Raw genomic sequence first — 20,538 nt, 5'->3', positions numbered from 1 at the left:
CACAGGAGCACCCATGCACCACCAAACGCAAATCCAAGTCGCCAGCCGCCTGCTCGGCCACCTCCTCCAGCAACACACCACACGCTTACCCCCTAACCAAGTGGAGGACATCCAATACTCACTGGATTTGGCTGCAGAGTTGCTACGGCTCGGCGCGCCAGGGCCGGCAAGTCAAACCCAGGCGTCAGCCATGGCACCTTCTCAACCCATCCTCGTCAAACGAGCGGCCGTGGATCGCAGCGTCGTGCCGAGCATGCCGACCTCCATTGAGGAGTGGCGAGAGGCGCGCAAGAAGAAGGACAAGGACAATGTCCCCCGCCCCAAGGAGCCCATTGGGATTGAACGCGCAGACTTGCGCCCTCGCCCTCGCGCCTGCCGCTAGGGCCCAAGGAAGAAAGCCCCGCATCTGCGGGGCTTTCGATATCCATCAGGGCCGCGGCCGTCGGCGTGTTGGTTGCGGCGCTGGCGCTGGCACTGGCGAAGGCTTGGGCATGGCTGGAGTAGCGTCGATAGATGCAACAGAGCCATGGACGATTTCAGGCTCTGGACTTGCGAGCATCGCTTCGCTCCACTGTTCCACTTGAGCCGCGCGGATCTCAATCTCGTTCTCGTCGTCGTTCCACCGCTGCTCGGAGACCGCTGACCGGGCTGTCGCCAGTTCGGCTGTGCGTTTTTCCAGCAGGGCCAACCGCCGTCCTCGTCGCTTTTCCCATTCTTGAGAGGACCACTCGCCATCGGGACGGGGATGGTCGCCGTTGAACTGCTCCCATGCCTGCTCAGCTAGGTGGAAGAGCTTCTTCGCACGCCCCAAGGCGCTGGTTCGTTGGGCGAACTTCACCATGCTGCGCTTGAGGCGGCCCAGTCGTTCGACCAGCCCATCAAGTCCTCGGCGAAGGTCGGCGTTGTCGACAAACGTCGCCGTTTGCGCCGTCCAGTTCCGCAACAGTCGCTGGGTTGCCACCAACACCAGGTCGGACCGAGTCGAGAGGATCTCTGCAAGGTCACGAGCCGCTTCGATGACCAACTCACCGATGGAGCGCATTGGTCGAGGTTCCATCTCTTCTGCAGACCAACCAAGCGCTTCGGACAGGCGCATGCCACGAAGCCCATGGATCTCCAACCCCGGCACAGAGGACGGAAGGTCTTTTGTGGAGCCAACCCTGCGTCGACGATCACGCTGTGCCTGGTCGTGGCTATGACCAGCGGAGCCCAGAGTTGCCCTGCCCTCCTGCTCGGCTTGAGCGAGCAACTGTTCAAAGGCTTCCTCGTTCTCTTGAACGATGCGCTCGTTTTCAGCCGCACGGTCGGTCATCACGCCTTTGCGGGCCAGTGCTGTGGCCGTCTTGCCCACGTGCTTTGTGGGCTGCCGGGACAGCACCATGGCTTCGGCCCAGTCCCCGCGAGCCAGAGCCTCCTCTGCTTGGACCTCCAGGCGGCGGTGGTCCACCCGAGCATCGATGCCGGCAGCGGCCAAGTGCTCGTTGATCGTGGAAGCCATGGTGTGGCGAACCCATTCGATCTCGATCTTCCCAGACGCGCCGCCATCCAACTCCCGCGTCTTCTCGGCAAAGCCGTCGCTGGTCAACCGCCGCGTGGTGGCGAGGAGGTGGACGTGATGGTTCAGGCCGTCACGGGAGCCCGGCGAGTGGATGCTGGCTTGCACAGCAAACCCGTAGCGGGCGACCAGCGCTTGGCCAATGGCCGTGGCGAGCACGGACCGCTGCTCGTCGTTGAGCTCGTGGGGCAAGGCGACCTCGAACTCGCGGGCCACCACCGAGTTCTTGCGGTTCTCCGCCGCCTCGGCTTTCGGCCAGAGCTCCCCAGGGATCAACGCCCAGTCGGGCGCGTCCTGGGGGACCAGGCAGATGGTCTCCACGACACCGCCGCGACGGCGGTAATCGTGACGCTGACCGGTGAGGTGATCGATGAGAAGTAGACCAGCCCGGTAGGCAGCGGCTGCGACAGCGGAATCGCCTCGGGAACGACTAAAAACTTTGACGCGAGAGTGGTAGATGGCCATGCAGAGCTCCAGATAAGGTTGCTCTCTTTATGCCGTGGCTTTTGATTTGCGCAAGCGCGGAGCGCTTGGGGGTCCGGGGGCGTAGCACCTGGCGCGCGCTATGTCGAAGACATTGCATCAGTGCGCTCTTGCTTCTTTCTTTTACGCACTGTTTTTCAGCATCGAACAACTTTTGAGTGCTGGAAATTTTCGAACCCGCATAAACTTGACTAGGTGCTTTTCCGTGATTGACTCAAAGACGGGATCATTGGAGAAACGCATGACTGCCACAAGCCACTACCACGACCGCATTGCCCGAGCCACAAAGCAGTTAGCCCAACTGCAAGCGAAGGAGCTTTTAGCCAACCAGCGCATTGAGTTGAAGGCCAGGCAAACCGCGAGGCGAGAAAAAGCGAAGCGGCGGCAGAATGTGGCCGACTTGGTCTTCTCAGTTGACGCCCATGTGCTGGACGACGACGAGTTAGCAGGAGCGTTGCTTCAACACTTGGACGCCCGCAAAGAACTCAGCGTCAGGCAAGCCGCTCGTTTGCGAGGCGCCGCGCGAGCCGCATTACCAAGCACTTAAAGGGCTCACGATCTGGCAATTCAAGAAGCGGGAGACGACGTTTGGAAAAAGGAGGACGGCACAGCGCCGCCCTCTTCCCGCAAACGCTGTGCTCCTCAATCGGCTATCAGTGTTTTGCTCACCTTGTTCGTTGCCAAGTCGACGGCCGAAAGGCTCAGATCCTCGTTAAGGACATACGCCTTCTTGAGGTCCTTGCTGAAGACAATGGCCTGCCTTGGGGCTTTGAAGCCCGAAATCGTTCCAGTCACTTTCAGCGTCTGCGTGTCGATGACCGACAAGGTATTGTCCGCCATGTTCCCCGAATACACGTGCTTGCCATCGGGCGTGAGCGCTGCGCCGTAAGGGTCCTTCCCCACGGCAATAGTGGTGGTGATCGAACGCTTGGCCGTGTCGACCACAGCCACGGTGTTGCTGCCGCTGTTGGCGGCATACAGCGTTTTGCCGTCCGACGAGATGGAAATCGCCCGCAGTTTGTTGAAGCCGGTGATTTCGCCTTGAATCGTATTGGTCTTTGTGTCCAGCAAGCTGATCTTGTCGCCCTTGAAATTGGTGACGTAAGCCGTCGCACCATCTGGGCTGATACGGATGCCCTGGCGAGGCTGCGAGAAGCCAGTCACTACCGCCACCGGGCGATCGCTGTTCAAGTCGAACACCGAGACCGTGCTGGCCGCTTCGTTGTTGACATACAAAAAGCGTCCGTCCTTGCTGAGCGTAGTGCCGAAGGCCCCGGCACCCAACGGAAGGTCGGCAACCGTTTTGAGCGTCTGACTATCGATTTTGCGCACCACGCCCAAGCTGCTATCGGAGACGTAAAAGAACGCGCCGTTCGGTGAGAACACGATATTTCGGGGCGTGACGTAACCCGATAAAACCCGCTTGGACTTGCCCGCCTTGAGGTCATAGACCACGATTTCCGGGCGCCGACTGTCGGACACCACGGCCGTCGCCTCATCCGGGCTGACAGCAAGCGAGTTGTTGCGGATATCGCCGTCAAAGGTCCACCGTTCCTCGGCCGCTTGAGTGCCCAGCGATACAGCCATCGCGCCGCCGAAAACCAAGCCGGCAATCGTTTTTTGTAACAGGTTCATCGCATCCTCCGGTTCTGCGCGACTGCGCGGGTGATCGTTCTCATCGCAGCAATCTGCTGGACCTCACTACTCTGGCCCATGGCAACGAAGAAGGAAAACAAATTATCCCTGTTTCACCGACCTATTTTTTAGGTATCTTCTTTTTGGGGTCTCGCCCCATTTCCAGGCACTGTTCCCAAGCCCCGGCCAACCCCTGAGAGATGAACTTGTCGCGGTGCTTGACCAAGTAGAACTGACGGGCCAACGGGGGAAGCACGCGCTCAAGGGCCACCAGTCGCCCGGAAGACAGCAAGTCGCTCACCACCCAACGGGAGAGGCAACTGACGCCGATTCCCTGGACTAGCGTGTTTTTGATGGCCTCGGAACTGCCGATCTGCTGCGTGTTGGCTAGGTCGCTTAGATGGCGCAACAGAAGCGCCTCGACTTCTTCCCGGGTGCCAGACCCTTGCTCTCGGAGCAGCCAGTCGGCCCGGCGCAGGTCCGCCTTGGTGACTTTCGAGGCCTTGGCCAGCGGATGTTGGCCCCCCACGACGATCAGCAGTTCGTCCGTCAACCAGGGCTCGGCATGAAGTTCCGGAAGATGAGAAGGGCCTTCCAGGAGCCCCATGTCGAGTTGGAAGTCAGCGACCTTTCGCGCAATCGCGGCGTTGTTGGCCACGTCGGCGTCCACGTGAATGTGGGGGGACGACTTGCGCAAGTCGGCAAGCAAACGGGGCAAGACGTAGTTGCCGATGGTCGTGCTGCAGCCGATCCGCAGGCGAACCGGACGATCGGAAGCGCCGGGGCGGTAGCTGGTTTCAATCTGGCGTGCGCCGTCGAGCAGTTGCCGTGCCTGCGGCAGCAGGCGTTCGCCTTCGGCGTTGAGCAGCAACCGCTTGCCGACTCGGTCGAACAACCGCGTTTCCAGCACGCTCTCCAACTCGTTGAGCGCAGCGCTCGTGGCCGATTGCGAAAGCGCCACCGCGGCGCCGCCGCCAGTGGTGCTGCCATGCTCGGCCACGGCGCAAAAGATTTGGAGCTGACGGAGGCTGACCTTCATTTCAATCCACCAAACAGGTAACTCTTACCAAGATTACCCGTTTTACAGATATTAGAAGCCGCCCTAGACTCTGCTCGTTCCCAACGCCCCGCTGCGAGGCTGCTGCAATGAGCGAAAGCAAACTGATGGCCATCATGGGCGGGCACCGGCCCCTGGCCGCTCTTTCCAACCCTCGCGAGGCCATTCGGCAGTTCACGCCGAACTGGTTTGCCGCGACCATGGGCACCGGCATCCTGGCGCTGGCCTTGGGCCAACTTCCCTTCCCGTCCCCGTGGGCCAAGGCCCTTGGCGAAGCATTGTGGTGCTTCAACATCGGGCTCTTCATTTTGTTCAGCACGCTCTACGCCAGCCGTTGGCTGCTGTTTTTCAACGAGGCCAAGCAGATCTTTGGCCATTCCACCGTTTCCATGTTCTTTGGGACCATTCCCATGGGGCTGGCCACCATCATCAATGGCTTGCTTCTTTACGGCCTGCCTAGGTGGGGAGCGGATGTGCTTCCGTTGGCGGAGACGCTCTGGTGGGTCGATGTGGCCATGTCGTTGGCCTGCGGGGTGCTGATCCCCTTCATGATGTTCACGCGCCAACAGCACAGCATCGACCAGATGACCGCCGTTTGGCTGTTGCCGGTGGTGGCGGCCGAGGTCGCGGCCGCAAGTGGTGGGCTGCTGGCTCCCCACCTCACGGACGCCGCAAGCCAATACCATGTGCTGATCACCAGCTACGTGCTGTGGGCATATTCGGTGCCGGTGGCCTTGAGCATCTTGGTCATCTTGCTGCTGCGCATGGCGTTGCATAAGTTGCCGCACGAAAGCATGGCGGCGTCCAGTTGGTTGTCGCTGGGCCCCATCGGAACCGGCGCGCTGGGGATGCTGGTGCTGGGCACGGATGCCCCTGCCATCCTGGCTGCCCAAGGCCTCGAGTCGGCAGGAAGCATGGCGGCGGGATTTGGCCTCATCAGCGGGTTGTTGTTTTGGGGATTGGGATTGTGGTGGATGGTGCTGGCCATGCTCATCACCGTGCGCTACCTCCGAAACGGCATCCCGTTCAACCTCGGCTGGTGGGGGTTCACCTTCCCGCTGGGCGTGTATGCGGTGACGACATTGCGCCTCGGGGCCACGCTTCACCTGAGCTTCTTCGAAGTTCTGGGCACGGCGCTGGTCGTGTTGTTGGCCGTCATGTGGGCCATCGTCTTTGCCAAGACACTGGCCGGCGCTTACCGGGGAAACCTGTTCGTTTCTCCCTGCATCGCTTCGCTCAATAAGGGGAGTTGATTCACCCTTCGCGTGGGGCAGCGGGAGCGGTCTGAAGCGAGCGCTTGGCTTCGCTCAGGACGGACAAGATGCGCTTGGTAACCTCGGGGCTGGTGCAGACCGACAGCGGGCTTGGGTGAGGCATGCCGAAGAGGGCCAACAGAGGGAAGCTCTCCCTGACACTGGGCATGCACTGCTGGGCGATTCGCCCCGCAAAAACAATGGTGTGAAGCCTGGGAAGGCGGGAAAGCACGTCCAGGAGCATCACCACCCCTTCCTGTAGATCTGCCTTCCTAAGTGGTTTCTTGGTCTCACCTGCCGATGGCAGCCATGGCACCGCGTTCCAAAGGATGGTCTCGTTGCGCGGCAATGCCACCTGTTCGAGGAAGTGTTTCAAGTTTTTCTGCGCAGGAACCGGGTTGTCTCGCGACACAAAGCGCGGCGTGGCGGCATGGCGAGCGGGGCTTTCCAGCAACACCATCACCCGAGCCCTTTCACCCCCATCCAGCGGGTCGAAAAACGGCAGCGCTAGACCACGCTGGCATTGGCCTCGGACCCACTGGTTGAGGCTTCGGACGTGAGCACTGTCGACCAGCGTGGCACGGTATGAGGTGGAATCAGGCATACAAAAGTGGAGTGACCGATTTCATAGCGCCGTTTTGGTATCGCTCAAATGCACTTCTACATTTTCCATCGGACATGCCATGCCGAAAAATGACATCAAGGCCCACCCATGGTCATTCGTGGCCCCTGTTCCTGCTGAGCCGTCTGTTGCTGCGTTTGTTCCATCTGCTGCTGACGCACTTGGTCCTGCTTGATAACCTCTGCTTGCTGGAGGTTTTGCTGGGCCGGCTCCTGGGACGCATCGCGTCCATCGACATGGGCATGAAACACGGGCGCGACTCCCATCCCATGCGGCGCGTAGACCGCAAAGACATTGTGTGCCCCATCTCGGCCTAGCCCCCCGGTGACCTGGTCCACTCGCTTAAGCAACGGGTCTTCGGTCTGCTGCTTGTAGAGCGAAGCTGTGACGTTCTTGCTTTCTTCTTCGTTCCAGTTGCCCGTGCCCCGCACCCAGGAATGGATCTGCTGGTAAGTGGAGTGGTCTGGGTGCGCGGGGTTGTCCGCCAATAGCGGACCAGCCGCCGCCTTCTCCAGCGCCGGTTCGGCCTCTTGCTCCTTGCTGCGCCCTGGCCCGGTCACCGACACCGCGCCCAGCGTCGGCACGTGCGCCATGGCCGGCTGGCCCAGCTCGGCCTTGGCCTGGCGTAGCTCCTCAGCGGTCGTCAACGCGACCTGGTGGGCAACCCCGTCTTGGCCAACTTGGTAATGGGCAATGGGACTGTCGTAGCCGTATTGCCCGTGCTCGTTCGGCTTCAGCTGCTGCATCGTCGGGCCAGCAAGGCCTTCGGTCTGCTTGGTGCGCTGGGTGGCCAGCTCCACCGCTTGAAGATTGTTCTCTTGGGCGTTGAGGTCGACGCCGGCGGCCCGGTAGCGATGCAGGAGCTCGTTGTGCTCCATCTGCGCGGGCGTGGGCGCTGGCCGCGATTGGATGGCCGCCAAGTGCTCCTGAGCACGCTCCAGGGACGGCTGGCGCATCTGGTTGGTGAGCTCCAGTTCCACTGCCAGGTTGCCGGTGGCAACCCCGTCCCTGCTGGTCCACTGCCCAGCCTCATTGCGCTGGTAGGTCTGACCATCGTGGCCTTGCACCCGGCCCTGCTGGGCACGAGCACTTTCCACTGCCGCCGGCACCACCACCCCGTAATCCTGTGACCGCTGAGCGGCATGGTTTTCAAGGTAGGCCTGGGCGATGGCCTCACGACCATTAGCGATGTTGCTCTCGATCCGCGACAGGGCTTCTTGGTTCAAGCGCTGCGCCTGCGCCGGGGTAGCGGCCTGAGGCTCGTAAACACCCTGGTCGCTTGCACCCGTCACGCCGGTCTTGACCTGGCGCTCCCAGGACTCGGTGGCCGGATTGCGCTGCCAATTCTGGTTGTCCAGACCCGTCCGATCGCCAGGCTGGGCCGGGAGGTTGAATGGGTCCTGCGGCGGCGGTGCTTTGCCCAGCGCGAACTCGGCAGCTCTGGCATTCGCCACCGCACCCAGTTCCTGGGACTTGGCGTAGCTGGCCCCCACTGGGGCCTGACTAGGAGTGTCTCGTCCATCGGCCCCGCGCTCGAAAGCGCCTTGGCGCTGCCAATCCCGGCCGTTGAATTGCCAATCCACACCGGCTTTGTCGGTCTGGTGGTAGATGGCGCGGTTGTCCAGCAAATCGGCGCCTTTGTCGAAGGCCTTGCTCATCAGGACCGCGTCGCCAACCACCAAGGCCGCAGGCACAAAGCCTCCGCTGCTGCCCAGCGCCGCTGCCGTGGACGCACCACCAGCCCAGCCGCCCGCGTTGCGGGCAATGGCGTGCTGCACCTCTGACTGTGCCGCCGTGGTGTTTCCCTGCTCCATCAGCGCGGACGCCGTGCGCGCGGTCATGACCGCATCCGTGCCCGTGGTCAAAAGTCCGCCAGCACGGGTCAGGCCCCGAGCAGAGGCCTCGCCCATCAACAGCTGCATGGCGACATCACCGCGCTGCCCGCGCGGCACACGGATGTTTTGTGCAGCTTCCTCACCCAAGGTTTGCTCAACCTTGAGGATGCCCTGCTCTGACAGCACCACACGTCCGTCGTGATGGGCATTGGCGATGGCAACCGAGAGCCCACTTCGTTGCAGCGTTGGATTCCCTCCACGCGCAATGGCCGTGCTGCTGACCTGGATCTGATCGAGCGCGGTGACAATGCGGGACTCAGAGTTCGCCACGCCTCCCCAGCCGTGATCCACTCTGGTGAAGCCTTTCAGGGCATCGATTTGTGTAGCGTGGGCTTCGTGATAGCCCGGGGTGTCACGGAAAAAGTTCTGGACTTTCGCGCTCGCCTGTGAGGGCGAAAGTCCCACTGGCGTGTTGGTGTTCAAGTCGCCATTGATCAAGCCGACCTTGATGGTGTCGCGCAATTGCTCCACACGCTGGGCAACGCGGTCCAATGCCTCAGGGTCGCCACGCAAGGCGGCGCGACCATCCCGCGTCGCCTGGAGATCGTCCAAGCGCTCAATCACGCCATCTTGGTAAGCACCAAGAGGACCGCCGCTGTGCGGCGTAATGTCCAACGCCTGAGCGAACTGCGGATCGGACGGCAAGAACAGGCGATTCTCTGGGGCGTGAATGTCGAACCGGCCCGTCTCTTGAAGCTTCGCCAGCAACTCGCTGTTCTTGAGCGTCTGCTGTTCGATGTTGTGGTGATCTTGAAAAAGCGTCCGATAGTTCGGCATGACTCAGGTTCCTTCCTGTTGGCTTGCGGCTCGCGTCAACGGTTCACTACGTCGTAGAACCAGAGGCCATCCGACTGGCCTTCGGTGCCAATCCCCGCTGCCTCAACAGCGTCCTTGAACACCCGATCGCAAAAAACACCGCCATGGAAAGGAAGCCTGAAAACGTGGGCCTCTCCAAGCACGTCATGCTTGAAAGCCAAACGACTCCCGCCTGCCAAGCTGTAATACTTCCCGTCCTCATAGTCATCGCTGATCTTGATGTCGAGTTCGGACGCGTCCTCGTCCAAGGCATCCAACGTGCGAACGACATCGCAGAGGAAGAACGTCGGCCCCTTGGAGCCATCGGCCAGGCGATAGTCGGCGTCAGCGAAAACGAAGGCATCTGCGTCCACAGACTCCATCACTTGGCGGAGCCGTTCGGAGACCAACCAATAGCCACTGAAGCCGCCCTCCAGGTCCTGCGGCAACTCCCCTTCGCTGGGGTTGTAGACCAAGCGCGGAGTCTCGTGCAGTGGCGGAAACCCACCCTCGTCCGGCTTCAAGATGAGCCGCGGCGGCGACAGCAATGCCTTCTCGTTCTCGAAGACCACGCCGTGGCCTTTTCCGCCTCTGCGGGCATCGGGACGTAACTGGAAGAACTCACCGACCTTGGGTTCGTTGATCGTCTTCGTTTCCATGCGTTCGGTCTCCATATGGGTGTCAACCCATTGCTCTGCCCAAGAGTCTACCGCCCTACCCTTCGCCATGGACAGCTGAGCGCGGCCGTTTCCAGCTGTATGGATAGCCATACAATGCAGCAACCTCAGAAAAGCATAGGACGCATGCGGAAATACGAACTTGTATCGCAGGATGACGAATGGGGTTGTGCGGCTGCCTGCGTGGCATCGATCTTGGACATCCCATACCAGCGGGCAAAGCGCTTGCTAGAGAAAGAAAAGTCGGCAGGCATAAACGATAAGCCAAAAGGCTTTGAGATCGATGAAATCGCCAATGCTCTCTACAAGAAAGATGTAAAGGTTGTTGCCGACTGGAATCCTCCCGCGAAGCTGCCCAGCGGCACCATCGTGTGTATCCACAGCCGGGTCAGATACGCGAGCTATCACTACCTGCTCAAGGTTCCAGGCGGCTACATGGACCCTTGGTTCGACTTGAAAGATGGAGTCATGGAAGCGCAACTGCGCGCGGAACTACCCAAAGGGACCAAGCTTGTTGTGGCCCTTATTCCGAGCAAGAAATAAGGCTCTTAAGAGGAGCCGTGGCTTGGTGGATGTGAACCTTGAGGGCGGCAGCACGGGACTGCCGCTGTCGTCTGCTTCTAGGGACAGGTATGAGGGGCGGGCTATGCCCACCCCCTTGCCGCCAGGCTGACGCTCTTCTGGCCACCGATGACCAAGTGGTCCAGCACTCGGATGTCCAGGAGGCCCAAGGCTTCCTGCAGGCGCTGGGTGACCTTGCGGTCCGCTTCGCTCGGCTCTGGATTGCCGCTCGGATGGTTGTGGAAGAGGATGACAGCCACCGCGTTGAGCTCAAGAGCGCGCTGTGCGACGACTCGGGGATGAATCTCGCAGCCGTCGACCGTGCCAAAGAAGAGATGTTCGGTTGCCAGGATGTGATGCTTGGTGTCGAGGAAGACGACGCCGAAAATTTCGTGACTCAGATGTGCGCAGCGGGCAACCAAGTAATCACCGGCTTGGTCGGGGCTGTGGATGCGGCCTTGGCGTTGAAGGCGCTGCTCCAGGATGGTCGCGGCGGCGAGCAGAATCCCCTCTTCGTCCATCTGGAGTTGGTATTGAGCCTTCAGGTCTTGGGTGCGCTTCATCGGTTCTTCTCCACCAGCGCGTTGTGCGCCTCGTGGGAACCGACAGGCGAAGCGTCCGGTCCTACCGCACCCGAGAGCGAGCACCGCGCAAGCGGCGCACAGCGAAGGGCCGCAACAAAGCGCCAGCGCCGAGAAGGAGGCCTGCCTTGCGGTCGGGACAGCGAAGCTAAGGTCCCTTTCAGAGGCCCAGCGCTGGTGGAGATGAAGAACGTTGAGACCCATCCCAGCTGGCGAATGCCTACCTGAGTGGAGAGGACGGCAGCAGTGTTATCGGACATTAGATTGGTGGATCAAAGCATCGTGCGCTTGGCCCGGACTTTGCCTTCCACGCATTGGCTCTTGCAGTGCGCTTACGTCTCTGAGGCAAACTGAGCGCATGGATACGATTCGACCCTACCGCCCTTACGATTTCGACGCATGCATGGCTGTCTTCGATGGTAACGTTCCGGCGTTTTTTAGCGCTGAGGAACGACCCGAGTTCGTGCGATTTCTAACGCAACACGCTGCTGCCTGGCACTATTGCGTCATTGAGCGTGCAGGTGAGGTGGTTGCCTGCGCGGGCTACTCCATCAGCACGGATGGCACGACAGCAAGCCTTTGCTGGGGCATGGTCCATCCGAGCTTGCATCGCCAAGGCCTGGGAACGGAGTTGCTCTTGGCTCGGCTCGAAGCCGTGCGCCTGACGCCGAACATCCAGCGAGTCGTGTTGGACACCAGCCAACACACTCAGGCGTTTTATGCCCGCTTCGGGTTTGTCGCGCAGCACGTTGTGCGAGATGGCTATGGTGCAGGCTTGGACCGGTGGGACATGGTCATCGATCTGAGCAGTCCTGCGTGATCATGTATTTTGAAGTTCGGGCATTGCTGATGCCCAGGCTTTCACGAATGTAAAAAAGACCCGGTGTCGTGGCCACCTTGGCAATCAGAATGAATGCCAAGGACAGGGCGCTGCACGTGCCTCCTGACTTGCCAAGGGAACCCTACCCGCAATGAATTGACATCCTTTGATTCCGCACTATTGTCAGCGCAGGAGAATCCCATGCGCCCGCCTTCCAAGCCTTACACACTCAAATACTTTTCATCATTAGGCTACGTCGTGGAGCAATCCCCAAAAGGGCACAAAGGAAATGTGTGGAAGATATCTGGTGACGGATTGCCATTAGATGGCCGCACGTTTCCAACAATGCTTCTGCTATGGGCTGAGTGGATGGACTACGCAGCGGAGCGAATCCGTGAAGATTATATAGCGAACCATTTCAAGGAGAAAATTAACAAAGCCGATGAAGCAGGAAAGCTAGTCATAGCATCCGAACTCAAACAATGGCTTCAAGGAAATGCTTCGGAAGACATAGTCAAAGTGCTCCGCAAATCTCCTGGCGGCAGCACTGACAGGCTACCCAACGATTGGAAGAAGCGTATTGCGCTTCTGATCATGGAAGAGGATCAGCTGCTACCGCTATGGTTAGCGATCAATCAACTGATCTCATCTGATAGCATCAAAGCAGCGTAAGTCGCATACTCAGTTCTTCCTTTGTGGAGAACGCAATGCCTGGAATCCTTGATGCTTCTTTACAGTTGACGACAGCGCTCATTTCGACCATGAGCGCATCCGAAGAAGAATACGAAGAGACGCTCACAGGCACCCTGCTGGGCTCTTTATTGGCTTCGAATACGTTGCTGGCACTTTTCACTGCTCATTTGGATATCCCCCATACCCAGTGTTGGTGGGGCTCATATGGCAAGTATCGATCTAAGGTGAGCAAAACGACCGAAGCAGGGAGTGGAGCCGATTTCGCCCTGCTTACGCTTCTGGAAAATGGTGGTGCCCGACTCGCAATCTTTCAAGCAAAGCGGGGCGAGCTGCAGGGCGACAAATGGATTTTTGACGCGAATCGGATCCCACAAAAGCCGACGGACGAGGGTTCCACTCCCCGCCGTGCTCAGATGGTAGTCTTGGCTGAAACTGCCAAGCGCTTAGAGAAACTGGCGGATCCCTCGAGCCAGTGTATAAGAAAGCTGAAGCCAATCGTAGCAAGCTCTTTGAAAGAGCAGGAATTGATCGATAGTGCCGATCTCAATGAACTTGATTGGGTTCACTATTTGATCTATACGGGAACCGGGGTTAGATGCATCTCGTTGCGTCACCTTAGCCAAGCCTATTTGAAAGAGCTTCTCTGCATTCGAAGCAAAACCAAGGTTTTTCTTGACAAAAACTGCGTTTCACTGGAAGAAATCGTCATCAAGGGTTCTGGAGCGGACGGCCAGCACTGGTTAGAGTTCGCCGCTGCGCAGACCGTGATCGACGAGCTGCCTAACTTACTTCCACTTGTTCCAGTGTTGGTTGGCGACGCAACAGGCAAGCATGGTCCCAGACTAGAAAAAGACTTATCACTTGAGCCGCTGAAGCTTGACCTAAGAGGCGGGCCAATATCAGAGATAGTCGATTCATTGTCTGCGGAACCTGACTCACCAGCCTGGACGCCTCCACGACCAAACTGATGCAGCAGACCTCAGCCATGGAACATATGCGCCCCTTCCGCACTCTCGTGTTTGCAACGCTCCTGGTCATCTCGCTTGCAGGGTGCACGGCTGCTGCTACCGTCACTAGTCCGCCCATCGAAGGCCCCGTGCGTCTGGGCGAGATTGCGGCGGTCGACGGGCCAAAGGTGCGTCCCGACCAAGTGATTGAGGACAGCCGTTGCCCGGCCGACGTTCAATGCGTCGTGGCAGGCCGGTTGATCGTCAGGACGACCGTGATGGGCGGCGGCTGGTCCAAGCAGGTCGATCTAACGCTGGGTATCCCGGTTCCCGTGGCCGATGGCATGTTGACGCTGGTGGACGCCACACCCGTGCCCCGCAGTGGGGAGGCCGTCCCAGCATCTGCCGCTCGTTTCACGTTCAAGTTTCAGGGCGGGCGGTAGCCAAGCGTGTTCAGCTTGCAGCGCCTTGGCCATTTGCGCTTCTAGCTTGGTTCGTCAGTGCTGGTGAGCCCGTGCCAGGACAAAATTTCCTCGGCCCGACGGCCAACGAATTGGGCGTCCTCGCTCGTCGCTGCTTTGCTCTCGATGGCGGCGGCCATGACTGTAAAAGCTCGCCGAAAGTGGCGGCGATCAGGACTCGACGCCCGCAATGTCGGCACGGCTGCATCCAGGCGTTCGAGGTGAAGGCGTAGCTCGGCTCGGTCCATGAGCTAAGTATCGGCAGTGCGGTCGCATCACCTGAGACGCGCCCTCACCCTGATACGGCAGAAGCGCCACGATCGTGCGCTGACAGCGTGCGGGCTAACTAGATGCCTCGCACCTACCGGCGCCTGGCTTTAATCGGAGGTAGCACGTAGGGCGGCTATGCCTCCAACCTACTTGGGCGCAGCCAACGATCGAACTCCTTGTGGGTTGCCGGCACGACGCTGCTCAAGCGTCGCGCGGGGTGAGCGACCATCGGTCCCGCGTCCGGCAGCATCAGATTGCTCCTGTGGCATTGCTGAAACCATAGGTCTCACACCCCTTAGGCTGTCAGGAAGTTCTGAGCCGCGCGTCACTTGTCACCTACGCAATTGAAACCCGGCTTGGCCGAGGCCGAGCGACTCATTGTTCGGCCGGGTCTTCGTAGGCACTCCGATTCAAAGCCCGGTAGCGCCAGGGCACAGCATCCTCAAGGAACGTGATTGCTGGCGCGGTAGTGTGCGTAGCGATACCTAGCGCGCATCAAGGCACACGTTCAAAAAGCAGCGTGTCGCGTTGACCCTTGACGAACATCGAAAGCGCCGCGCTGCCATCCGGACGAATCTGCATGGCGGCTTGGCCGTCGCTGAGCTGACGGCAATATCCGCGGTCATTAGCGCCGATCCATGTGGTCAACGCACCATCGACGCGGCCGGCGTATCGCAACTCGACTTGACAATCCCTGGGAGCGCCATAGCGCAGGCGACCAAGCACATCCCCAGGCCGGACGCTGGTCGCAACAATCTCTAACTGTGCGGCGATAAGGCCCGCACCTCGCCAGCGACCGGCTTCAGCCACCCCTTCCCTTTTCTGGTCAAGGGTGACGACCAAAGGCTGCTCATGTCCCAGCAGTGTGAGCTCTATGCTCTCTGCTGTCTCATCCATCACCCGAAGCTGAGCCTGTCTACCAGTCTGCGCATCACAGAACTTGCCACCATTGCGCGACAGCATTGCGTAACCATCGTTCTGCGCCCGCAACTCCAGAGAGCAGTTGAAGGGAGGCCCAAACCGCAAGTCCGCGGTCTGCGGGCCACCAGCACCTGTACCGCGCTCACTCAAGCGGACATAAACCGGGCCCGCAGCCCCGTTAGCGGGCAGAATTCCGCGCCAATCACCGGCTGGAATGCCATCAGCCGGAGCTGCCTGAGCGATAGGCGGCGTTATACAACTCGCTAGGACTAAAGCGACGCGAAAGATGTGGTTCAGACGTTTACCTTCATTAGACATTGGCGCCTCTTACCGAATTAAACAGCATGGAATGACCAATTACGCCGTTTCTCACACGCTGCCATTGGCAGCCATGGCGCACGTATATGATGACCATGAATCGCCTTTGGGACCGAGACCTTTAGCAGAAATTTCAAAGCCAGTTCCCCGCACGGCATGCCGTTACCTAGCAATAGCAGTGCGGACCGCTCGTGTCCGGGTTGGCACCTTCGTTGAGCTGGATGCAGCACTGGCTGTTGACGAACAGCGCGCGGTCCGCTCGGAGGTAGTCCAATGCCACGCCTACGAAGCGACCCATGTTAGTCAATTTCCTTAATCACACTCAGTATCTCAAAATAATACTAACAAATATTTCCGGGAATTTAAGAATGGTACATATTATAAGCTAACAAACAAGCCCCTCTGGCTCGCCCATAAAAATTAAACAGTATGCTTATGACTAATAAGTCGCGAGCACTTGACCCTTGAAAACCCTTGCTGCGCATAGTTTTCTTCAAACGAAATAGATCGGATCTTCCGGCCTAGGAAGGACTTTACTTAGTCGCCCCCGGAGTTTGCATGAGGAAATAAAAAGCCGTTCAATTTTGATTGACGTTTGGGCGGATCGTTGTATCCGTACTTCCATTGTAAACAATGGAAGCAACGCAATGAATCATCCGCTTAACGACATCATCAGTGGTTACATCGACACACCCAACGGCGGCCTTGTCTTGGAAGGGATCAAGATTGGCCGAGTAAAGTTTGAAAAGATCACAATCACCAACCGTGAGGGCGCGTTCAATGCCCAGGACCTTATCAATACGGTTTTAAGCAAGACTGCTCGCATCCGGAGTGGCAAGCACGGCACGCGATACGCCGAGCTGCTGCCGCCCGGCAGCCCTGGTCGCCTCCTGTCTATCGAGATCGAAGACTTCTCATTGCACCAGCGCCGCCGTTACTTGAAATCCGCCACCGTCAAGGACTATGCCCGGACCTTAAACCTGCTGCTGCTGACGTGCGGTGACATCCCCGTTTCCCGTATTGACCACACCCACGTTGAGCGCCTGTGGGACCTCTTGCGATGGGCACCCTCCGCTTTGCTGCAGGATCCCAAACTGCGCGCGATGACGGTCGACCAAGTGATTGCGCTGGGCCAAGCCAACGGGGTTCAAGGCGTGTCCCACGCCACTCTCAAGAAGCACAACCTTTGCCTGACCAACTTCTTCCGACGCTTGGTGGCTACCCGCGCTATTCCTGGAAACCCCATGACGGCGATGGGGAAGATCAAGAAGAACTTGGTGACCGACCCAAACCGTGGCAAGAAAGCTGAGCGATTCCTGGAGGAAGCAGAACTTCAGAAGATCTTCGACCCCGACGCGTTCGTCGCTTGGGCAAAGAAATGGCCCCATCGCTGGTGGTGTCCCATCTTGGCCCTTTACAGCGGCGCTCGCGTCAACGAAATCGCGCAACTCAAGGTCCACGACATCGTGAACGAGAACGGGACCTGGTGTATCGCTATCCAGCTCACGGTCGACGATGACTTGGCAGGCAACGAACACTTCCAGACACGCCAGACAGTGAAAGGAGCCTCCGCCCTCCGGCGGATTCCCATCCATCAGGCGGTGCTCGATGCCGGCTTTCTCGACTTCATCAAGGACATCAAAGCATGTGGCCATCCGCGGCTGTTTCCCCATCTCTCTGCGGGTGTCTGCGAGGCGTCGGGGGAAACCAATGCCCGCTACAGTCAAGGCTTGGTCATCCAGTTCAGCGCCTACCTCAAGAAGCTAGGCTTTGGAAAAGGGCTTGGTTTCCATGCCTTCCGCCACACACTTTCCACCAAGCTCAAGCATGCCCGGGTTCCGCAGGAGGACGTGGCTACGATTACGGGGCACTCCGAGAACAACCGCTTCCCTGTGTTGAACCTCTATCAAACCACAGAGAACCCCGAAGAGCGGGCCCGCCAAGTGGCGGCGCTGCAACGGTTCAACCCGCCGGTGGTGCTTCCGAAATACGAGCGAGGGCAGTTCAAGGAGCGGTTGCGGGACAAGCAAAAGTTTTACCCCTGACCGTGCCCTGCCCTGATGTCCGGTTTTGCAACCTTGTTGCGGTGCTGTCGCCACCGCTATGTCGCCTGCTTCGACCCCCGTTGTTGGGCAACTGAAGACGTAGGCCAAACGACTGACGCAGCCGGCTCAAACCTCAACGCCCTTCTCCACCCTTCCTTCCCCACCCTTTCGGAATTCAATCATGAGCATCACCAGCACGCCTACTGCCGAACATCTGTCCTCTCTCCTCAATCAACGCCGACCTGGCAAAGTAAACTTTCGAACACTTCGCAGCACCGCAAGCACCGCATTTGTTATGAATGCCGAATCTCACCGCCAACGCCCGCAGCGTCTTGCTGAGAGCGACCTAGCGACGATTTTCGCATCTCCGGCCTACGATCAATGGGCAGCCAACGAACCGCTGCTTTTTTGGGCCCCCTTGCTCGGACTCTACATGGGTGTCCGGGCATCGGAGGCGGCTGAGCTGTCTATCGACGACATCATCGAACCCGCCGGGCTGATGTGCATCGTGCTCAAGAATCGAGCTGCGCCGGAATCGGAAAGCGCCACTGCCTCCAAATACCGAACTCGACAGAGGCATAGCACAGGGTCAATTCCGGTGCCGAAAGTGTTGCTTGATGCCGGGTTTCCGGACTACGTCGCAGCCATCAAAAGCAAGGACAGGCGGGAACTCTTTCCCACCAGCCAGAGGGAGCGAACAGCCGACACAGCCGCATGGCTTAGGAGCAAGTTCGCTCGATACTTGCGCTCTCATGGCATCAAAAAAAGCGGATTCTCAGCGCTACGCCAGACCTTCGGGGAGCGCTTGATGGATGCTGACATCAGCTGGGCTGATAAAAGGGAGTTGGCCCGAGCGTCAGAGCGCCACTTCCCGGCTTTTACGTGGTTCTTTTACCCAAGTTGTCGGATGAGGAGCCTAGAAAAATCGCTGAATAAGATCTCCTGTGGTGGGCTGACCTTGCCACGCTTTATGGGCGACCAGGTGCTTGTGCGCACGCATGGGGCTGCCGGTTACAGGTGACTCTTCCAGCCTCAGAAAAAGCGAAGCAGGTCGCAAAAGAGCGGAACCCTAGCTTGTGCTACCCAATTCGTTTTGCACTAATGGTCACCATAGGATTTCTCCCTGCGACCAAAAGGAGTTTGATGCATGTCGAAAATCACACTGATCAACCAGACCAACGAGACCGTTCGCCTCGCGCTGTTTCAGAAGCCCATCAGGAACCCCACTCTGGCAACCATTGCTTGGCAAGTCGTTGCACCGCCACCGGGCGGCAGCTCGATAGTAGACATCCCGCCTGACTTCAGCGTGCAGGCCCGCTACTCCAACGATCCCACGAACCCGAGCAATCTGGACACGTCGACCAGGCCGGTGAGCTTTTCGGAGAACTCGGCTTCGTTTTCGATCGACGGCGAGGTGTCACAGGACCGCCGCGCGAATGGCGCTGTGATCAACCATAGCCCCGACGATCTAGTCCTCAACGAAGTTCGTGTCATCAATAACTTCAGCATTGGCGCTGAAACCACGATCTACCGTGGTGGCGATGCGATCTATGAGGCGCAGGTCATCTGGCCAGGGGGCCTATTCCTGGAAGATCTCCGCACCAGCATGTATGTGGCAGTGATTTCGCAGTTCACATACAAGGGCCAGCGATTGGTGCAAGAAGAGCTGAGCATGACCGAAACCGAGGTCCCGGAAGGCGGCTCGCTCATCGTGACCGGCTCGATGTGGACCGGCTACTCGCTCAATGCTGCATAAGCTGCGGCCGCTTGAATTTTGTCTTGACCCAGCCTGGTCTGCAAGACGCTTCTAGCACTAGACAAGCAGCAGCGTTAGGATTTCAAAAGTAAGGCTTCATGCTCAGGGCCACAAGGGGGAAAAATGCCGACAAAGCGCACGGAAGAGCGTTACGAAATTGACCCGCACGACGGATTAAAGGCTGAAGTTGTTGGAGCCTGGGCACAAGAAAAGCATGCACGCTTGCGTCACTACGTCGATATCAGTCGCGCCGCACGCAGAAAATTCGACAAGAATTCCACCTACATTGATTTGTATTGCGGGCCTGGTCGCGCGAAGATCAAGGACACCACAACCTTTATTCCTGGCGGGGCGCTGGCTGCCGTTGATGCAGCACGCAGCGTGCCCTTTGGATCCATCCATATCGCCGACCTTGACGAGGCCAATGTCCAGGCATGCAGGCATCGTATGGAAGTCAGTGGATTCGGCCCAGTGAATCACCTAGTCGGGCGAGCGGAAGACACTGCGAAATCTGTCGTGTCCAAGCTCTCACGCACAGGGTTGCACTTCGCGTTTCTCGACCCTTACAACGTGCAATCACTTCCCTTCGAAGTTCTAAAAACTCTGGCTCAGATGAACCGCATGGATTTGCTGATCCATCTGAGTGCTATGGATCTCACTAGAAATGTAAAGCAGTTGATGTCTAGCGGTGCCCTTGAACTGTTCGCACCTGGATGGCGCGAACACGTCAACCCCGCAGAGAGAAACGACTTGGTAGTGCGGGCCGTGGTTCGCCATTGGTGCAACCTGATTCGTCAACTCGGCTACGAGGATGTAAGCGACCGGCTGGAACTCGTATCGGGCAAAAAGAACCAACCACTGTATTGGCTAGTCTTGGCCTCAAAGAACGAGCTGGGTCGTCGGTTCTGGGGCGAGGTGAGCAATGTGACACCACAGCATCGCCTGCCCTTCTAACACGCCCCACGGGGACGCATGCAGCGGCTACCCGCAAGAGCTCGGCAGACAGGTGGCAGGGAACGGACACTCGTGTGGGCAGCTGCCGCTCTGCTTAGCGTCCGTGCGCTGTGTTTGGCAGGGCTGGCCAGTCGTCGCTGCACTTTCGTCCACAGGCTGGGTGGACGCGCACCTGTGCTTGTATCTTTTAGCCTACAGGTAAGCCGGCTACACTTCTCAGCGAAAAGGCGATTCCACTT

Annotated in this window: 21 protein-coding genes; 12 read left to right on the top strand and 9 right to left on the bottom strand. The window is 58.9% G+C overall.

Annotation, left to right across the window (positions count from 1 at the left end; translation table 11 throughout):
- Positions 1-13 precede the first annotated feature (13 nt).
- Entirely contained in the window at positions 14-382 is a 369-nt protein-coding gene (locus RQH86_RS01995; RefSeq protein ID WP_055828819.1) for a hypothetical protein, read from the top strand.
- A gap of 45 nt (positions 383-427) precedes the next feature.
- Here RQH86_RS01995 and RQH86_RS01990 read toward each other — a convergent pair whose 3' ends face one another.
- The gene (locus RQH86_RS01990) at positions 428-2,020 is read right to left on the bottom strand and encodes a MobA/MobL family protein (protein ID WP_055828822.1); all 1,593 of its coding nucleotides are present in this window, start codon (positions 2,018-2,020) and stop codon (positions 428-430) included.
- A gap of 100 nt (positions 2,021-2,120) precedes the next feature.
- Here RQH86_RS01990 and RQH86_RS01985 point away from each other — a divergent pair, with 100 nt between their 5' ends.
- Positions 2,121-2,585, top strand: a complete 465-nt coding sequence (locus RQH86_RS01985) for a hypothetical protein (protein WP_235452845.1) — start codon at positions 2,121-2,123, stop codon at positions 2,583-2,585.
- A gap of 95 nt (positions 2,586-2,680) precedes the next feature.
- Here the strand turns inward: RQH86_RS01985 and RQH86_RS01980 are convergent, their stop codons facing one another.
- Both RQH86_RS01980 and RQH86_RS01975 read right to left on the bottom strand, forming a co-directional pair.
- Positions 2,681-3,673 carry a beta-propeller fold lactonase family protein gene (locus RQH86_RS01980; protein ID WP_055828826.1) on the bottom strand — a complete coding sequence of 331 codons (993 nt, stop codon included), beginning with the start codon at positions 3,671-3,673 and terminating at the stop codon, positions 2,681-2,683.
- Between the two features lie 121 nt (positions 3,674-3,794).
- Positions 3,795-4,712 carry a LysR family transcriptional regulator gene (locus RQH86_RS01975; protein ID WP_055828830.1) on the bottom strand — a complete coding sequence of 306 codons (918 nt, stop codon included), beginning with the start codon at positions 4,710-4,712 and terminating at the stop codon, positions 3,795-3,797.
- Between the two features lie 107 nt (positions 4,713-4,819).
- On the opposite strand from RQH86_RS01975, the gene RQH86_RS01970 reads away from it, so the two are divergent.
- Positions 4,820-5,983 (top strand): TDT family transporter, encoded by a 1,164-nt coding sequence (locus tag RQH86_RS01970; protein ID WP_075287973.1) that lies wholly within the window; start codon positions 4,820-4,822, stop codon positions 5,981-5,983.
- A gap of 1 nt (position 5,984) precedes the next feature.
- On the opposite strand, the gene RQH86_RS01965 is transcribed toward RQH86_RS01970, so the two are convergent.
- The 3 genes from RQH86_RS01965 to RQH86_RS01955 form a co-directional block, all read right to left on the bottom strand.
- On the bottom strand, positions 5,985-6,587 hold the full coding sequence (locus RQH86_RS01965; RefSeq protein WP_055828832.1) for a uracil-DNA glycosylase: 603 nt from the start codon (positions 6,585-6,587) through the stop codon (positions 5,985-5,987).
- 95 nt (positions 6,588-6,682) lie between these two features.
- Positions 6,683-9,277: an XVIPCD domain-containing protein gene (locus tag RQH86_RS01960; RefSeq protein WP_055828835.1), complete on the bottom strand. Its 2,595-nt coding sequence runs from the start codon at positions 9,275-9,277 to the stop codon at positions 6,683-6,685.
- A gap of 35 nt (positions 9,278-9,312) precedes the next feature.
- Positions 9,313-9,969, bottom strand: a complete 657-nt coding sequence (locus RQH86_RS01955; RefSeq protein WP_055828839.1) for a DUF1629 domain-containing protein — start codon at positions 9,967-9,969, stop codon at positions 9,313-9,315.
- 129 nt (positions 9,970-10,098) lie between these two features.
- On the opposite strand from RQH86_RS01955, the gene RQH86_RS01950 reads away from it, so the two are divergent.
- Positions 10,099-10,515: a hypothetical protein gene (locus tag RQH86_RS01950; protein ID WP_311238466.1), complete on the top strand. Its 417-nt coding sequence runs from the start codon at positions 10,099-10,101 to the stop codon at positions 10,513-10,515.
- A 101-nt stretch (positions 10,516-10,616) separates the two neighbouring features.
- Here RQH86_RS01950 and radC read toward each other — a convergent pair whose 3' ends face one another.
- A complete protein-coding gene (gene radC, locus RQH86_RS01945; protein ID WP_311238467.1) occupies positions 10,617-11,096 on the bottom strand; it encodes a DNA repair protein RadC in 480 nt (159 codons plus the stop codon).
- Positions 11,097-11,517: 421 nt separating this feature from the next.
- On the opposite strand from radC, the gene RQH86_RS01940 reads away from it, so the two are divergent.
- The 4 genes from RQH86_RS01940 (at position 11,518) to RQH86_RS01925 (ending at position 14,017) form a co-directional block, all read left to right on the top strand.
- Positions 11,518-11,934 carry a GNAT family N-acetyltransferase gene (locus RQH86_RS01940; protein WP_311238468.1) on the top strand — a complete coding sequence of 139 codons (417 nt, stop codon included), beginning with the start codon at positions 11,518-11,520 and terminating at the stop codon, positions 11,932-11,934.
- 201 nt (positions 11,935-12,135) lie between these two features.
- Positions 12,136-12,606, top strand: a complete 471-nt coding sequence (locus RQH86_RS01935; protein ID WP_176342014.1) for a hypothetical protein — start codon at positions 12,136-12,138, stop codon at positions 12,604-12,606.
- Between the two features lie 35 nt (positions 12,607-12,641).
- Complete coding sequence (locus RQH86_RS01930; protein WP_311238469.1) at positions 12,642-13,595, top strand: hypothetical protein; 954 nt, start codon at positions 12,642-12,644, stop codon at positions 13,593-13,595.
- The gene (locus tag RQH86_RS01925; RefSeq protein ID WP_311238470.1) at positions 13,595-14,017 is read left to right on the top strand and encodes a hypothetical protein; all 423 of its coding nucleotides are present in this window, start codon (positions 13,595-13,597) and stop codon (positions 14,015-14,017) included. Before RQH86_RS01930 ends, RQH86_RS01925 begins: the two co-directional genes overlap by 1 nt.
- Before the next feature lie 41 nt (positions 14,018-14,058).
- Here the strand turns inward: RQH86_RS01925 and RQH86_RS01920 are convergent, their stop codons facing one another.
- Together RQH86_RS01920 and RQH86_RS01915 are read right to left on the bottom strand one after the other, a co-directional pair.
- Positions 14,059-14,283: a hypothetical protein gene (locus RQH86_RS01920; protein WP_055844507.1), complete on the bottom strand. Its 225-nt coding sequence runs from the start codon at positions 14,281-14,283 to the stop codon at positions 14,059-14,061.
- Positions 14,284-14,800: 517 nt separating this feature from the next.
- Complete coding sequence (locus tag RQH86_RS01915; protein ID WP_311238471.1) at positions 14,801-15,544, bottom strand: hypothetical protein; 744 nt, start codon at positions 15,542-15,544, stop codon at positions 14,801-14,803.
- Between the two features lie 647 nt (positions 15,545-16,191).
- Between RQH86_RS01915 and RQH86_RS01910 the strand changes: the two genes are divergently transcribed.
- The 4 genes from RQH86_RS01910 (at position 16,192) to tcmP (ending at position 20,299) form a co-directional block, all read left to right on the top strand.
- Complete coding sequence (locus tag RQH86_RS01910) at positions 16,192-17,589, top strand: site-specific integrase (RefSeq protein ID WP_311238472.1); 1,398 nt, start codon at positions 16,192-16,194, stop codon at positions 17,587-17,589.
- 181 nt (positions 17,590-17,770) lie between these two features.
- Entirely contained in the window at positions 17,771-18,610 is an 840-nt protein-coding gene (locus tag RQH86_RS01905; RefSeq protein ID WP_311238473.1) for a site-specific integrase, read from the top strand.
- Between the two features lie 126 nt (positions 18,611-18,736).
- Positions 18,737-19,345, top strand: coding sequence for a hypothetical protein (locus RQH86_RS01900; protein ID WP_311238474.1), 609 nt, complete (start codon positions 18,737-18,739; stop codon positions 19,343-19,345).
- A 123-nt stretch (positions 19,346-19,468) separates the two neighbouring features.
- Positions 19,469-20,299 carry a three-Cys-motif partner protein TcmP gene (tcmP, locus tag RQH86_RS01895; RefSeq protein WP_311238475.1) on the top strand — a complete coding sequence of 277 codons (831 nt, stop codon included), beginning with the start codon at positions 19,469-19,471 and terminating at the stop codon, positions 20,297-20,299.
- Positions 20,300-20,538: the final 239 nt, after the last annotated feature.

It is taken from the genome of Xanthomonas sp. WCS2018Noco2-27 (genome assembly GCF_031843525.1).
Classification (GTDB): Bacteria; Pseudomonadota; Gammaproteobacteria; order Xanthomonadales; family Xanthomonadaceae; genus Xanthomonas.
This window is presented reverse-complemented; position numbering and strand designations above follow the sequence as displayed.